The following is a 14,588-nucleotide window of genomic DNA, read 5'->3' on the forward strand; positions in this document are numbered from 1 at the left end:
GGCCCCGCCATGGAAGACGGAACGGAACACGTAGGCAAGCCCACCAGCTACAGCGACCTCAAGGCCGTCTTCTTCAACGGCACCCTGAAGAAGTCACCCCAGACCTCCAACACCGAAGGGCTGATCACCATCAGCCGCCGGATCATGGAGAAGCAGGGCGTCAGTACCAAGCTCATCCGCACTGTCGACCACGACATTGCCACGGGCGTCTACCCGGACATGACCCAGTACGGCTGGGCCACCGATGAATGGCCGGAGATTTACCCCGCCGTCCAGGAAGCGGACATCGTGGTGGTGGCCGGCCCCATCTGGCTGGGCGACAACTCGTCCCAGACCAAGAAGCTGATCGAGCGCCTCTACGCCCACTCAGGCCAGCTCAACAGCCAGGGCCAGTGGGCGTTCTACCCGAAGGTGGGCGGCTGCCTGATCACCGGGAACGAGGACGGCATCAAGCACTGTGCCATGAACGTCCTTTACAGCCTCCAACACATCGGCTTCAGTATCCCGCCGCAGGCCGACGCCGGGTGGATCGGGCCGGTAGGACCCGGCCCCAGCTACCTGGACGAGGGCTCCGGTGGCCCGAAGACAGACTTCACCAACCGGAACACGACGTTCATGACGTGGAACCTCCTGCACCTGGCCAGGATCCTCAAGGATGCCGGAGGCTACCCGGCCTACGGCAACCTGCCGGGTGAATGGGCGGCCGGTACGCGGTTCGATTTTGAGAACCCGGAATACCGCTAGCGTTGGCTGAACCTGCACACCCCGGAATACCCCGCTGCTAAAGGACGTTGCCGCCAATATGAGTACGCCCAGCCCTTTGTTGTCGCGTCCCGGCGCCGTTGAGGCCGCCGGCCCCGACGCCGGTGTCGCCGCCCACTACGGCGAGCCGTTGCGCGAGCAGCGCGCCCTCGCTGCCGGAACCGCCGTCGTCGACCTGTCACACCGCGGTGTAGTCACCGTCACCGGACCGGACAGGCTGAGCTGGCTCAATACCCTCTCGTCCCAGCAGGTGGCAGCCCTGGCGCCGGGTGAGTCCAGCGAACTGTTGCTCCTCAGCGTCCAGGGGCGCATCGACTTTGATGCCCGGGTTGTTGACGACGACGTGACCACCTGGTTGATCGTGGAGGCCGCCGAGGCTGCACCGCTGGCTGAGTACCTGAACCGGATGAAGTTCATGCTGCGCGTGGAGATCGCCGACGCCTCCGCCGAATGGGCGGTGGTGGGGAGCACCAAAGCCGTTCCCGATTGGTCCGGCCGCCTCGCCTGGCAGGACCCCTGGCCGCACGTTTCGGCGGGAGGCTACTCCTACGCCACTGTCTCCGAGGAAAGCCACCCGGGCCTCGAGCGTCCCTGGTTCGAATACCTCATCCCGGCCGCGGAACTCGAGGCCGCCGTCGATGGCCGTCCGCTGGCCGGAGTACTCGCAGCCGAAGCCCTCCGCGTCGCCGCCTGGCGTCCCAGGATCGGCGCCGAAACCGATGACAAGACCATTCCGCACGAACTCGACCTGCTGCGTACCGCAGTGCACCTGGCCAAAGGCTGCTACAAGGGGCAGGAAACCATCGCCCGCGTGCACAACCTGGGCCACCCCCCGCGCCGGCTTGTCTTCCTGCAGCTGGACGGTTCACAGCACACACTGCCCGCCGCCGGCAGCCCGGTCATGGCAGGGGAGCGCAAGGTAGGAGCGGTGACCTCCGTGGCACAACACCATGAAATGGGTCCCGTGGCGCTCGCGGTCATAAAGCGCTCCGTGGCGCCGGATGAAATACTGACGGTCCTGGACGGCGATGAACCGTATCCGGCTGTCCAGGAGCTCATTGTCGCCCCGGACGCCGGCCAGGTTGTCGGGCGGCAGACCGGATTCCTGAGAGGCCCACGCTGATGACAGACCACACCGCACCGGGAACAGCGGCAGAGGCCATGGAGGACAACGACGCCGCGGTGGCGCTGGCGCACACGCTGTTCCAGGCCGCCCGCGACGGCAACGACGCCCTGCTCGGCGCCTACCTTGAAGCCGGGGCGCCGGCAACCATGACCAACGCCACAGGCGACTCCCTGCTGATGCTGGCCGCCTACCACGGCCACGCGGATACGGTGGTGTTGCTCCTGCAGCACGGCGCCAACCCCAACACCGCCAATGACCGGGGCCAGACCCCGCTTGCCGGGGCAGCCTTCAAGGGTTACCCGGACGTGGCCCGGGCCCTCCTGGGCGCGGGAGCCGATCCCGACGCTGGAACGCCGTCGGCACGCGCCGCCGCGCAGATGTTTGCCCGCGCGGAAATCCTGGATCTGCTGGGCTAGCGAAGACGCCGGGCGCGCCCGGCACCAACACGAAACTTTCAAAGGATGACCAAGTGGAAAACGTAGCGAAGCCCTGGCCGGCACTGTGGTCCCTGGTGATCGGGTTCTTCATGATCCTGATCGACACCACCATCGTTTCCGTGGCCAATCCCCGGATCATGGAAGGCCTGCATGCGGACATCAACGCGGTCATCTGGGTCACCAGCGCCTACCTGCTGGCCTACGCTGTTCCGCTGCTGATCACGGGCCGCCTCGGCGACAGGTTCGGGCCGAAGAAGCTGTACCTCTCCGGCCTGGTGGTCTTTACGCTCGCGTCGCTGTGGTGCGGCCTGTCCGGCGACGTCCGGGTCCTGATCGCTGCCCGTGTGCTCCAGGGGCTCGGCGCCGCCATGATGACCCCGCAGACCATGGCGGTCATCACCCGGATCTTCCCGCCGGACCGCCGCGGCTCCGCCATGGCGGTCTGGGGTGCCACCGCCGGCATGGCGACCCTGGTCGGGCCCATCCTGGGCGGCGTCCTGGTGGACGGGCTCGGCTGGGAGTGGATCTTCTTCATCAACGTCCCGGTTGGCCTGGTCGGCTTCATCCTGGCATGGCGCAACGTCCCGGCACTGAGCACCCACCCGCACAAGTTCGACATCCCCGGGGTACTGCTCAGCGCCGTCGGCCTGTTCCTGCTGGTGTTTGGCATCCAGGAAGGCGAGACCTACAACTGGGGCACCATCACCGGTCCCATCAGCGTGTGGGGCCTGATCATCGCCGGCATCGTGGTGCTTGCGGCCTTCGTGGCGTGGCAGCGCTTCAACAAGGGTGAGCCGCTCCTGCCCCTGGCGCTCTTCAAGGACCGGAACTTTTCGCTCGCCAACATCGGAATCACCACGGTGGGCTTCACGGTGACCGCCTTCAGCCTGCCGCTGATCTTCTACTACCAGCTGGTCCGGGGCCTGACTCCCACCCAGTCCGCCCTGATGATGGTGCCCATGGCACTGATTTCCGGCGGCCTGGCGCCCGTCGTGGGCAAGCTGGTGGACCGCGTCAACCCCAAATACATCACCGCCACCGGGCTCGTCCTGATGGCTGTGGCGCTGCTCTGGAACTCAGCCCTGATGCAGCCCGACACGCCCATCCTCATGTTCCTGCTGCCCAGCGCCGTCCTGGGCTTCGCCAACGCGGGCATCTGGGCGCCGTTGAGCACCACCGCCACCAGGAACCTGCCGCCACGGCAGGCAGGGGCCGGATCTGGTGTCTACAACACAACCCGCCAGATCGGCGCGGTCCTGGGCAGCGCCGCCATCGCGGTGCTCATCCAGTCGCGGCTCGCGGCCGAACTCCCCGCGGGAGGCCCCGGCGGTTCTGCCGGCGAGGGCCTGGCGATGGGCGGCTCCCTGCCCGAGTTCCTGCACAGCGGATTTTCGACGGCGATGGGCCAGTCCATCCTGCTTCCCGCCGGGGTGATCCTGGTGGGCGCAGCCGTGGCGTTGTTCTTCGCAAAGCCGCAGCCTGTGCAGGGTTGGGGCGCGCCGGCCCAGGGCCAGCCGTCAGCGAAGGTGGACGCTGGTCTGGATTCCGCCGGCTGAGAGGCCCAGCTTCCGGGCCAGCGCGAGGCATCCGGTGTTGCTGACGTCCGCACGCCACTGCAGGGTGAGCCCCGCTGCGAGTGCTTCATGGGCTGCAATGGAGCCCGCCAGGGAACCGAGGCCGCGGCGGCGCCACTCGGGGTCCACCAATACACCCATATTGGCCAGCAGGCCTTCCCACTCGCCGTAGGCACCGCAGGCCAGGGGAACGCGCCTGCCGTCCTGCTCGTGGACGATCGTGTACCGGTTCTCCAGGTCGGAGAGGCCAACTTCGTTGACATCATCCGGCGGGCAGCGGCCCTCAAGCTCAATGGCCTCGGGATTGCCGTGGGACACAGTGAGCTCCTCGGCGGGCTGCTGCAGGGGCAAATCGTCGGCGAAGAACAGGGCTGCCGCGCCCAGGCCGTAACCGCCCTGGTCCCTGGTCAAGGTAAGAAGAGTCACGTGCTGGGCCATCTCTTCGTCCGGGATGCCGGCGGCGGCGTCGATCACGCTCTGCGGCCCAACCAGAACCGAACTTCCGAAAAGCCGAACGAACTCAACGGTCCGCGCAGACTCGTCGGCCCGGACAATCCGTTCGCTCGAGGCAAGCGCGGTCCCGAATGCGTCGTCGTCGAGGCCCAGCCGGCGCGCCCACGCCAACTGGATGATGGCAGCAGAGCCGGGATCGAGTGTCATGGTCCCAGCCTAGGGCGGCCCGGCGGCTTATCCGAACAGGACGGCGGCCTCGTCGTACCGGTTCTGCGGGACGGTCTTCAGCTGGCCCAGGGCTTCCTGGAAGGCGACGTGGTGGATGTCGGTTCCCTTCAGCGCCACCATGGTGCCCCAGTAGCCTTCCACCACGGAATCGATGGCTGCCATGCCCAGCCGGGTGGCCAGGACGCGGTCGAAGGCGGACGGTACGCCCCCTCGCTGGATGTGGCCCAGGATGGTTGCACGGGTCTCGATGCCGGTCCGGGCCTCCAGCTCGGGTGCCAGCTGGTCGGCGATGCCGCCCAGCCGGGGCCGGCCGAACGTGTCCAGGCCGCGCTCGGAGTGCGGGCTCTCCATGTGCTCGGGGACAAAGCCCTCAGCCACGACCACCAAGGGTGCGCGGCCGCGGGCGTGGGCTTCATTGACCCACTCGGTGATCTGCTCGATGCTGACTTTCTGCTCCGGGATGAGGATTGCGTGCGCACCCGCGGCCATGCCGGCGTGCAGGGCAATCCAGCCCACGTGCCTGCCCATGACTTCGGCGATCATGCAGCGGTGGTGCGATTCGCCGGTGGTGCGGAGCCGGTCAATCGCTTCGGTGGCGATCTGGACGGCCGTATCGAAGCCGAAGGTGTAGTCGGTGGCGTCGAGGTCGTTGTCCACGGTCTTGGGGACACCGACAATCTTCAACCCGGCGTCGGTCAGGCGTTTGGCGGCAGCGAGCGTACCCTCACCACCGATCGCGATGATGGCGTCGATGCCCAGCCGGTCCATGTGGGCCTTGATGGCCTCGGGACCACCGCCGTTTTCAAACGGGTTGGTGCGGGAGGTGCCCAGGATGGTGCCACCTTGTTTGGCGATGCCGCGGACCATGGTGCGGGGGATGTCGATGATGTCACCCTCCACCACACCGCGCCAGCCATCGAGGAATCCGACGAATTCGTGGCCGTGGATGGCGATGCCCTTCAGCACGGCGCCGCGGATCACGGCGTTCAAGCCGGGGCAGTCGCCACCACTGGTAAGGATTCCAATTTTCATGTTCAGCTCAAATCCTGGGAGAAGGTTTACAGGCAGAGCGCCACGCTGAGCTCACCTAGAAGTGTAATGGGGTGTGTGGGGTACGACACAAACTGGTTACATGCGGTGCCTGTCCCCAGGGTGACCTCGGGCAGGAAAAAGCCCCCGCGTCCGTGATTGGTTCACGACTGCGGGGGCCCGGTCCCCTTGGGGTGAGACGCCTTCCGTGGCTACATGCGGGGCCCGTTGATTGAGCGGCGCTCAAGGAAGTTTTGCAGCACGATCCCGTCGCGCTGGTCCGGCAGCACCACCCACGCCAGCAGGTAGAAGACGACGGCGGGCCCCGGGAGGAGACAGAACAGCAGGAACGCGATACGGACATAGGCCACGTCCACGTTCAGTTTGGCCGCGATGCCGCCCAACACCCCGCCCAGCCACCGCTGCGGGCCGCGCTTCAGGCCAAGGCCCCTGACAATGCCGAAGAACTTATCCATGGTTCAAGACTTCCTTTTCATTGGGTCGTTGTCACGTTTGCGGGCCGAGAGCAGGCCGCCCGCCACCAGGGCCACGCCCGCGCCGATCATGAGGCCGATCAGGACATAGGTCCCGTTGAGGCTGACGATGCCCAGTTGCGCCACGATGATCAGGGCAGCCAAGGCCAGGACGATCAGGCCCCACACCACGGTTCCCACCCTGGCGGGTGCCGCTCCGGCAGGGTCTTGGCCCGTCGTCGTCGGAATATTGCTGTCCATGTCAGTTGCCTTCCTGGATAGTGACGTTGCTGAAGGTGCCATCGATCCGCACCACCAGGTGGTTGCCGGGTTTGCCCGTGTTGTAGCTGCTCTCGCGTGTGGTGGTCCCGCCGCGCTGGCCGGTGACCTCGTTCAGGTTCCCCATGGTCATGTCAGCCTTGATATCCACGGGCACGTTCTGCGGGATCACCACGGTTACGTTGCTGGCGGTGATATCGAGGGGCACCACGACGTCGGAGGTCAGCGGGGCGGAGGGGGACAGTGCCGTGAGGTTCACGGTTCCCCGTCCGGCAGTGATGTCGATCCCGCCGCGGGCCTCCTCGATGCTGGCGGGGTTCCAGTCCACCTGCTGGAAACGCATCCTGCCGTCGTTCGCCAGGTTGTAGACGCCGCCGGTGACCAGGGCGATCACTGCGAACAGGCTCAGAATCCCCGAGGTCCGTCCCCGCAGCCCCGCCACCAGGATGCCCAGGCCCAGGACTGCAGCGGCACTGGCCCAGACAACCGCGTTGCCGGCACCGCCGAGGTTTATCACGTGCCCCGCGTCCAAGGCCTTGAGGCCCCCGCCTACCAGCAGGGCAGAACCGGTGGCGATGGCGACGGCGGGCGCCCCCGGGCCGGCCGGCCGGGGCTTGGGCGGCCGTGGCGGAACCCACGGTGCCGGGGATCCGGCCGCGCCGGGAACTCCGCCGCCGGGCACGCTGGGGCCGCCGGTCCCGCCGGTCCCGCCGGCCGCCCCCGGGCTATTCCAGGCAGGCCCACCGGAGGTACCGCCATAGGCGGGCGCTGGAGGGAATTCCTGGGTGGGTCCGGATGTGGTGCCCGCAGAGAAGGATGACGTGTGGCCGGAACCCGGCCGTCCCGCGGTGTACGGCACCCCGGGAGCCGCCGGCGCGTGGCCGGCCATGGTGGGACGGGCCTTATTGCGCTGGGACAGGTGGTAGATCAGGAAGATCGCGCCGGCCACCCAGAACACGGTCCAGAGGAGCCCGCTCAAGCCGTTATGGCTCCACCCCCAGAACCCTCCGCCCAGGCCGGTGAATCCCAGGACCGTGGCGATGAGGGCGCCCGTCATGCCGCTGGACCAGCGGCCCGCGCCGGCCTCCTGGACATGGATCCTGCCGTCCGGTTCCGGCAGGAACGCCCAGGCCAGGCCGTAGAGCAGTACGCCGATGCCTGCCAGGAGGGTCAGGACAACAAGGGCGCCGCGGATGATGATGGGGTCCACGCCGAGCCGGTGGGCAATGCCGCTGCAGACGCCGCCGATCCAGCGGTCGTTGCCGCGGGAGATGCGTTGGCTGCGGATCCAGCCAAAGAAGTCGTTTGAGGGCGCAGGCGGGGTGGGGCCGGCATGGAATGCGTAGCCCTGCGCGGGGTCGGCAGCGGGAGGAGCGGTGGGGCCGCCCTGCGAACCGCCGGGGATGCCTTCGGCGGGGCCCGACGCCGAGGGCGGAGGAGCCGCCTCGGAAGCCGGCAGCGGCTCGGTGGGCCGCTGGCTGCCGGAACCGGGCAGCGGCTCGGTTGGGTGTTCGTCGTCGGGGGAAGGGGTCTGCGAGTTCATACCTCGATCCTCCCGTCCAGGCCCGTCCCCGCTCTACTGGGGGAAACCCTGAACGGTCCCTGAGCGACCCCCGGGAAAGCGCGGAACGCCGTCCGGGCAACCCTGATCCATGCTTGGATTGATCCATGACAACCCTCCCGGTGCGGCCGCCCCTGGCCCGGAGCAGTGACCGGATCATCGCCGGCGTATGTTCCGGCCTGGCCCTGCATCTGGGGTGGCCCGTGAAGACCGTCCGCTGGGGCATGGTCCTCGCGTCCTTCGCAGGCGGAGCGGGCCTGGTGTTTTACGCCTGGCTCTGGATCATGGTTCCCACCGCGGATGAAGCCGCCCGGCGCAATGCCCGCCGCCCGGCGTCGCCCATTGCCCCGGCGGTGAGCCGGCCACCCGCCGCAACAGCTGCCGACGACGGGAGTCCCATGGGTGCCGCGGGCCCCGACCCGTCCGGCACCGGTGCTCCGCCCGCCGCACCCTGGTTCCGGGTGCAGGGGATGCGCTACGGCAAGGAAATCCTGCTCGGCTGCGGACTCCTGCTGGTCGCCGCAATCATGATCGCCCAGTTGCTGGGAGTAGACGTGTCCCTCGGGACCCTCATCCCCGCCGCCGCCGTCCTGGGCGGCGCCTCGATCGCCTGGATGCAGCTGGATGAGACCCGGCGTGCGGGACTCTTGGACAAGACCAAAGCGGACCAGGCCGGCGGGTGGGGGCGGCTGGCAGCCGGACTGGCGCTGGTGGTTGCCGGTGTCCTGGTGATGGTGTCCGGTTCGGGTTCCTGGGAACAGACGTGGCTCGCGCTGCTGGCTTCCGTGGCCGTCCTGGGCGGTGTGGTGCTTGTGCTGCTGCCGTGGGCGTTGAAGTTCTGGCGCGACCTCGAAGCCGAGCGGGCGGGCCGGATCCGGGAAACGGAACGCGCGGAGATTGCCGCACACCTGCACGACTCCGTCCTGCAGACGCTCGCCCTGATCCAGCGGCGGGCGGGCAGCGAGCACGACGTCGTCCGCCTCGCCCGCGCGCAGGAGCGCGAGTTGCGTGGCTGGCTCTTCCAGGACCATGGACGGGAAAGCGGCCAGCTCTCGGACCGGATCAAGGCCGCAGCCGCCGAGGTGGAGGACCTGCTTGGTAATGCCGTGGAGGTGGTCACCGTGGGCGACGCCGCCATGACGGAGGCCCATGAAGCCCTGGTCCAGGCCAGCCGTGAGGCGATGCTCAACGCGTCCCGGCACGGCGGCGGAACGGTGTCTGTGTACCTTGAGGCTTCTGACGCGCAGGCCGAAATCTTCATCAAGGACAGGGGCCCCGGTTTTGAGCTCGGAAACGTCCCATCAGACAGGCTTGGCGTGCGGGAATCGATCATCGGCAGAATGAAACGGCATGGCGGCTCGGCCGTCATCCTCAGTACTGATGGCGGCACCGAGGTTCGGCTGAGGCTGCCGGCGGCGGACAACGCGGAAGGAAAACCATGAGCACCATCCAGGGAACAGGGGGCCCAGCTGCCCGGCCGGCCAAGTCCGTGCGGGTGGTGATCGTGGACGACCATGCGATCTTCCGGTCCGGGCTGAAGGCGGACCTTGATGCCGGGATCCACGTGGTGGGGGAGGCCGCCACCGTGGAGCAGGCCATCGCCGTGATCGCCGAACAGCGGCCCGACGTCGTCCTCCTGGACGTACACCTGCCCGGCGGCCTGGGCGGCGGCGGCCGGGAAGTCATCGCAGGTTCCGCAGCGCTCCTGTCCGCCACCCGCTTCCTGGCCCTGAGTGTTTCCGACGCGGCGGAGGACGTGGTGGCCGTGATCCGCGCCGGCGCCAGGGGCTATGTCACCAAGACCATTTCCGGCGCCGAGATCACCGATGCCGTGTTCCGGGTGGCCGGCGGCGACGCCGTATTCTCGCCGCGCCTGGCCGGGTTCGTCCTCGACGCGTTCGGAACCGCCCCCGCGGACATTGCCGACGACGAACTGGACAAGCTCTCCGCACGCGAGCTGGAGGTCATGCGGCTCATCGCCCGGGGCTACAGCTACAAGGAAGTGGCCAAAGAACTCTTCATCAGCATCAAGACGGTCGAAACCCATGTGTCCGCGGTGCTGCGGAAGCTGCAGCTTTCCAGCCGCCACGAACTGACCAAGTGGGCCGCCGAGCGCCGCCTCCTCTAGACGCCCCATCACCTCCCGCGCATTACATCCAAACGCCCCAACACCTTTCGGGCCATAAACCAGAACGCCCCATCACTCGGTGATGGGGCGTTCTGGTTTTTCCTGCAAAAGGTGATGGGGCGTTACTGGGCCTTGCCCAGGAAGTCCTGCAGGCGCTGGACGCCGGTGGCGAGGTCGTCATCGCCCAGGGCGTAGGAGAGGCGGACGAATCCGGACGGGCCGAACGCCTCGCCGGGAACGACCGCAACCTCGACCTCATCCAGGATCAGGGCGGCCAGTTCGGCAGAAGTCTGCGGTGTGGCGGTGCCGGACGCAGTCGGGAATTCCTTGCCCAGCAGCCCCCGGACGTCCGCGTAGGCGTAGAAGGCGCCCTTCGGCGTCGGGCATTCCACGCCGTCGATGGCGTTCAGGCCGGCAACGATGGCCTTGCGGCGGCGGTCGAAGGCCACCTTCATCTCATCCACCGCGGTCAGAGGCCCGGAGACAGCGGCGAGGGCCGCGATCTGCATGATGTTGGAGACGTTGGATGTGGCGTGCGACTGCAGGTTGGTGGCGGCCTTGATGACGTCGGCGGGGCCGATCATCCAGCCCACGCGCCAGCCCGTCATGGCGTACGTCTTGGCGACGCCGTTGAGGATGACCACCTTGTCAGCAAGTTCGGGGGCCGCTGTGGCGATGGAGGTGAAGGGGACGCCGTCGTAGGTCAGGTGCTCGTAGATCTCGTCCGTGACAACCCACAGGCCCTTTGCCGCTGCCCACTTGCCGATCTCGGCCACCTGCTCGGGGGAGTAGACGGCGCCGGTGGGGTTCGACGGCGAGACGAACAAAAGGATCTTGGTCTTGTCCGTGACAGCCGCCTCGAGCTGCTCGACGGTTACCAGGTAGTCCTGCTCCGGCCCGGCGAAAACCTCAACGGGCACGCCGCCGGCCAGGCGGATCGCCTCGGGATAGGTTGTCCAGAACGGGGTGGGCACGATCACTTCGTCACCCGGATCCACCAGGGTGGCGAAGGTGTTGTAAACGGCCTGCTTACCGCCGTTGGTGACCAGCACCTGCGAGGGATCAACGGTGTAGCCGGAGTCCCGGAGGGTCTTTTCGGCAATGGCCTTCTTCAGCTCCGGCAGGCCGCCCGCGGGTGAGTAACGGTGGTACTTGGGCTGGCTGGCCGCTTCGATGGCGGCCTGGACAATGTAGTCCGGGGTGGGGAAGTCGGGTTCGCCCGCACCGAAGCCAATAACCGGCCGTCCTGCTGCCTTGAGCGCCTTCGCCTTCGCATCAACGGCAAGGGTTGCGGATTCGGCAATTGCGGATATGCGCTTGGAAACGCGGGCGGCAGACATGGCAGGTCCGTTCTTCGCTTGCAGCCGGAAGGCTGGAATGTGGGTTTCGACGAGTTCTACTCTATGCTGTTCAGCGGACCCTCCGGGGAGCCGGTTTGGTTTTGTGACTGCTAGCTGCTGCACATGTCGGACCGGCCGGCGGTTGGGCCGGTTCGGGCCGGTTTTACCTACGCGGACTTCTTGCGTAGACTGGTTCACCGGTGTTGAAACACGGATGATGGCGTGCGCCCCAGTTCAAACTGGTGCATGAGTCGTCAAAGAGTGGCATTCACTCCATAGGGTAGTGGCGCAATTGGTAGCGCAGCGGTCTCCAAAACCGCAGGTTGCAGGTTCGAGTCCTGTCTGCCCTGCGCAAGCTGTCTCCGGGCGAAAGCCCGGGGCAGGCGCAGTAACCATGGTTCTGATCAGGGCCGGGTAATCCACCATTGCAAAGATGAGCGAGGACCAGGTGACCGAAACAGCTGCCAGCAGCTCCAAGGGCCGCCCAGCTAAGAAGGAAGCCAAGGCAAGCTTCTTCGCCCGCATTGCTCTCTTTGTCCGCCAGATCATTGGCGAACTCAAGAAGGTTGTGGCCCCCACCCGCAAGGAACTGATCAACTACACGCTCGTGGTGCTGGTGTTCGTGGCCATCATGATGGTCATCGTCAGCCTGCTGGACATTGGTTTCGGAACCGCTGTCAGCTGGATCTTCGGCGGTACCGGCTCGACGGACAGCTAAGGCTGGATGGTCCGCAGGCCGCGTGTTTCGTCCGGGAAACCGGAAGGGAAGCGCCGGCGTGCGGAATTGAGCCATTTAAATAGGCATGTTAGGCAATGAGGAAGCAGGAGACCAAGTGTCTGAGCAGGAGCTCGAGGTAACCGAGTCTGGGCTGGAAGAGTCCCAGGACGTCGCGGCAGAAGCCGGTGAAGAGTCCGAGGTTGAGTCCTTCGCGCCCGAATCCGACGACGCCGGCTCCGATGCTGACGACGTCGCCGGTGAAGAAGCCGACGCCGCAGACGGCGACGACGACGAGTCCACCGACGCCCTCGCCGCCGCAGCGGCCGCTGCAGCCGTTGATCCCGCCGAGGAATTCAAGGCCAAGCTGCGCCGCCAGGAGGGTGACTGGTACGTCATCCACTCCTACGCCGGTTACGAGAACCGCGTGAAGGCCAACCTTGAAACCCGCATCCAGACCCTGGACATGGAAGACTACATCTTCGAAATCCAGGTGCCCATGGAAGAAGTCGTGGAGATCAAGAATGCCCAGCGCAAGGTGATCAACCGCGTCCGCATCCCCGGTTACGTCCTGGTCCGCATGGACCTGACCGACGCCTCCTGGGGCGCCGTCCGCCACACCCCTGGTGTCACCGGCTTCGTGGGCAACGCCCACAACCCGGTTCCGCTGCGCCTGGACGAGGTCTTCTCCATGCTCGCCCCTGTCTTCGAGGAGGAACAGGCCGAGAAGGGCAAGCCGGTCAACAAGCAGAACCAGGCTCCCGTGGCCGTCGACTTCGAGGTCGGCGAGTCCGTCATCGTCAAGGAAGGTCCGTTCGAGACCCTCCCCGCCACGATCTCCGAGATCAAGCCCGAGTCCCAGACCCTCGTGGTGCTGGTTTCGATCTTCGAGCGCGAAACGCCCGTTACCCTGGCGTTCAACCAGGTCACCAAGATCTGACAACCCGAGAATTCGTTCCGGCACCGCCTGCTTAGCGGCACCGGAACGGCCGGCCGCCTCGCCATGGCGGCCAAAAACCTGAGGCACGCTCCTGTGCCCCAGGACGTTATTGAGAGAAGGACCCTACATTGGCTCCCAAGAAGAAGGTCACCGGCCTCATCAAGCTGCAGATCCAGGCAGGTGCCGCCAACCCGGCCCCGCCGATCGGTCCTGCACTTGGCCAGCACGGTGTCAACATCATGGAATTCTGCAAGGCGTACAACGCTGCGACGGAAGCCCAGCGCGGAAACGTCATCCCCGTGGAAATCACGGTCTACGAGGACCGTTCCTTCACGTTCATCACCAAGACCCCGCCGGCTGCAGAGCTCATCAAGAAGGCTGCAGGCGTTGCCAAGGGTTCATCCACCCCGCACACCGTCAAGGTTGCCAAGCTGACCCAGGCCCAGGTCAACGAGATCGCCTCCACCAAGATGGAAGACCTCAACGCCACCAGCCTCGAAGGCGCAGCCAAGATCATCGCCGGCACCGCCCGCTCCATGGGTATCACCGTCGAGGGCTAATTACCCCTACCGCTGTCCTGCGTCGGGATTACGACGACGGGCCGCACCGCCGGGACACCGGCACCACAACAATTGAAATGTCGGGCATCCGGGCCGGATAACGAACCGGACCACCGACTGTGGCAGGGCCCAGCGCGGTCCGCAGACCACAACTGCACAAGGAGAAATAAGCAGCATGGCAAAGCGCAGCAAAGCATATGAGGCAGCAGCCGCCAAGATCGACGCGGAGAAGCACTACGCACCGTTCGAGGCAGTAACGCTGGCCAAGGAAACCAACCCGTCCAAGTTCGACGCAACCGTCGAGGTGGCTTTCCGCCTGGGCGTTGACCCCCGTAAGGCCGACCAGATGGTCCGCGGTACGGTCAACCTGCCCCACGGCACCGGTAAGACCGCCCGCGTCCTGGTCTTCGCCACGGGCGACAAGGCTGAGGCCGCAATCGCAGCCGGCGCCGACTTCGTTGGTTCCGACGACCTGATCGAAAAGATCGCCGGCGGCTGGACCGACTTCGACGCAGCCGTTGCCACCCCTGACCTCATGGGCAAGGTTGGCCGCCTCGGTAAGGTCCTGGGTCCGCGTAACCTGATGCCGAACCCGAAGACGGGCACCGTGACCCCCGATGTCACCAAGGCCGTCAACGACATCAAGGGTGGAAAGATCGACTTCCGCGTCGACAAGCACTCCAACCTGCACTTCATCATCGGCAAGGTGTCCTTCGACGCCATCAAGCTTGCCGAGAACTACGCAGCAGCACTCGAAGAGGTGCTTCGCCTGAAGCCTTCCGCTGCCAAGGGCCGCTACATCCAGAAGGCCACCGTTGCCACCACGTTCGGTCCCGGCATCTCTGTCGACCCCAACGTCACCAAGGTGCTCACCGAGGCGTAGTCCTTGACTGAAGTTCCTGCTCCGGGCTGATTCCGGTGCGTCAGGAGCCCGCCACAACGCTTATGCGTCGTGGCGGGCTCCTTTGTTGTCCGGGTGTTTT

Annotated in this window: 16 protein-coding genes and 1 tRNA gene; 11 read left to right on the plus strand and 6 right to left on the minus strand. The window is 66.3% G+C overall.

Features of this window, described 5'->3' with window-relative positions:
• The first annotated feature begins 9 nt into the window (after positions 1 to 9).
• The 4 genes from QRN53_RS16440 to QRN53_RS16455 are packed head-to-tail and all read left to right on the plus strand — an operon-like array spanning position 10 to position 3,881.
• Complete coding sequence (locus tag QRN53_RS16440; RefSeq protein ID WP_285244908.1) at positions 10 to 744, plus strand: flavodoxin family protein; 735 nt, start codon at positions 10 to 12, stop codon at positions 742 to 744.
• A gap of 58 nt (positions 745 to 802) precedes the next feature.
• Positions 803 to 1,885: a CAF17-like 4Fe-4S cluster assembly/insertion protein YgfZ gene (gene ygfZ / locus QRN53_RS16445; RefSeq protein ID WP_285244909.1), complete on the plus strand. Its 1,083-nt coding sequence runs from the start codon at positions 803 to 805 to the stop codon at positions 1,883 to 1,885.
• Positions 1,885 to 2,304: an ankyrin repeat domain-containing protein gene (locus tag QRN53_RS16450; protein WP_285244910.1), complete on the plus strand. Its 420-nt coding sequence runs from the start codon at positions 1,885 to 1,887 to the stop codon at positions 2,302 to 2,304. The genes ygfZ and QRN53_RS16450 overlap by 1 nt, the downstream gene beginning before the upstream one ends.
• Before the next feature lie 53 nt (positions 2,305 to 2,357).
• Entirely contained in the window at positions 2,358 to 3,881 is a 1,524-nt protein-coding gene (locus QRN53_RS16455) for a DHA2 family efflux MFS transporter permease subunit (protein ID WP_285244911.1), read from the plus strand.
• Here the strand turns inward: QRN53_RS16455 and QRN53_RS16460 are convergent.
• From QRN53_RS16460 to QRN53_RS16480, 5 genes are all read right to left on the minus strand, one after another.
• Complete coding sequence (locus QRN53_RS16460) at positions 3,843 to 4,559, minus strand: GNAT family N-acetyltransferase (RefSeq protein WP_285244912.1); 717 nt, start codon at positions 4,557 to 4,559, stop codon at positions 3,843 to 3,845. The two genes, QRN53_RS16455 and QRN53_RS16460, sit on opposite strands and share 39 nt — an antisense overlap.
• A gap of 27 nt (positions 4,560 to 4,586) precedes the next feature.
• The gene (locus QRN53_RS16465; RefSeq protein ID WP_018760481.1) at positions 4,587 to 5,612 is read right to left on the minus strand and encodes an ATP-dependent 6-phosphofructokinase; all 1,026 of its coding nucleotides are present in this window, start codon (positions 5,610 to 5,612) and stop codon (positions 4,587 to 4,589) included.
• A gap of 209 nt (positions 5,613 to 5,821) precedes the next feature.
• Positions 5,822 to 6,085, minus strand: a complete 264-nt coding sequence (locus QRN53_RS16470) for a PspC domain-containing protein (RefSeq protein WP_285244913.1) — start codon at positions 6,083 to 6,085, stop codon at positions 5,822 to 5,824.
• 3 nt (positions 6,086 to 6,088) lie between these two features.
• On the minus strand, positions 6,089 to 6,343 hold the full coding sequence (locus tag QRN53_RS16475) for a hypothetical protein (RefSeq protein WP_285244914.1): 255 nt from the start codon (positions 6,341 to 6,343) through the stop codon (positions 6,089 to 6,091).
• A gap of 1 nt (position 6,344) precedes the next feature.
• The gene (locus QRN53_RS16480; RefSeq protein ID WP_285244915.1) at positions 6,345 to 7,904 is read right to left on the minus strand and encodes a PspC domain-containing protein; all 1,560 of its coding nucleotides are present in this window, start codon (positions 7,902 to 7,904) and stop codon (positions 6,345 to 6,347) included.
• A gap of 125 nt (positions 7,905 to 8,029) precedes the next feature.
• Here QRN53_RS16480 and QRN53_RS16485 point away from each other — a divergent pair, with 125 nt between their 5' ends.
• Positions 8,030 to 9,364 (plus strand): ATP-binding protein, encoded by a 1,335-nt coding sequence (locus tag QRN53_RS16485; RefSeq protein WP_285244916.1) that lies wholly within the window; start codon positions 8,030 to 8,032, stop codon positions 9,362 to 9,364.
• Entirely contained in the window at positions 9,361 to 10,050 is a 690-nt protein-coding gene (locus tag QRN53_RS16490; RefSeq protein ID WP_285244917.1) for a LuxR C-terminal-related transcriptional regulator, read from the plus strand. Before QRN53_RS16485 ends, QRN53_RS16490 begins: the two co-directional genes overlap by 4 nt.
• 122 nt (positions 10,051 to 10,172) lie before the next feature.
• Here QRN53_RS16490 and QRN53_RS16495 read toward each other — a convergent pair whose 3' ends face one another.
• The gene (locus QRN53_RS16495) at positions 10,173 to 11,390 is read right to left on the minus strand and encodes a pyridoxal phosphate-dependent aminotransferase (RefSeq protein WP_285244918.1); all 1,218 of its coding nucleotides are present in this window, start codon (positions 11,388 to 11,390) and stop codon (positions 10,173 to 10,175) included.
• A 277-nt stretch (positions 11,391 to 11,667) separates the two neighbouring features.
• Between QRN53_RS16495 and QRN53_RS16500 the strand changes: the two genes are divergently transcribed.
• From QRN53_RS16500 to rplA, 5 genes are all read left to right on the plus strand, one after another.
• Positions 11,668 to 11,740: transfer RNA gene (locus QRN53_RS16500), tRNA-Trp, on the plus strand.
• An 83-nt stretch (positions 11,741 to 11,823) separates the two neighbouring features.
• Positions 11,824 to 12,108, plus strand: coding sequence for a preprotein translocase subunit SecE (gene secE / locus QRN53_RS16505; protein WP_018760474.1), 285 nt, complete (start codon positions 11,824 to 11,826; stop codon positions 12,106 to 12,108).
• Positions 12,109 to 12,223: 115 nt separating this feature from the next.
• A complete protein-coding gene (gene nusG, locus QRN53_RS16510) occupies positions 12,224 to 13,045 on the plus strand; it encodes a transcription termination/antitermination protein NusG (protein ID WP_285244919.1) in 822 nt (273 codons plus the stop codon).
• Positions 13,046 to 13,173: 128 nt separating this feature from the next.
• Positions 13,174 to 13,605, plus strand: a complete 432-nt coding sequence (gene rplK / locus QRN53_RS16515; RefSeq protein ID WP_018760472.1) for a 50S ribosomal protein L11 — start codon at positions 13,174 to 13,176, stop codon at positions 13,603 to 13,605.
• 175 nt (positions 13,606 to 13,780) lie between these two features.
• Positions 13,781 to 14,488 carry a 50S ribosomal protein L1 gene (gene rplA, locus QRN53_RS16520; RefSeq protein ID WP_285244920.1) on the plus strand — a complete coding sequence of 236 codons (708 nt, stop codon included), beginning with the start codon at positions 13,781 to 13,783 and terminating at the stop codon, positions 14,486 to 14,488.
• Positions 14,489 to 14,588: the final 100 nt, after the last annotated feature.

Origin of the sequence: Pseudarthrobacter sp. fls2-241-R2A-127 (assembly GCF_030209355.1) — a bacterium.
Lineage (GTDB): Bacteria > Actinomycetota > Actinomycetes > Actinomycetales > Micrococcaceae > Arthrobacter.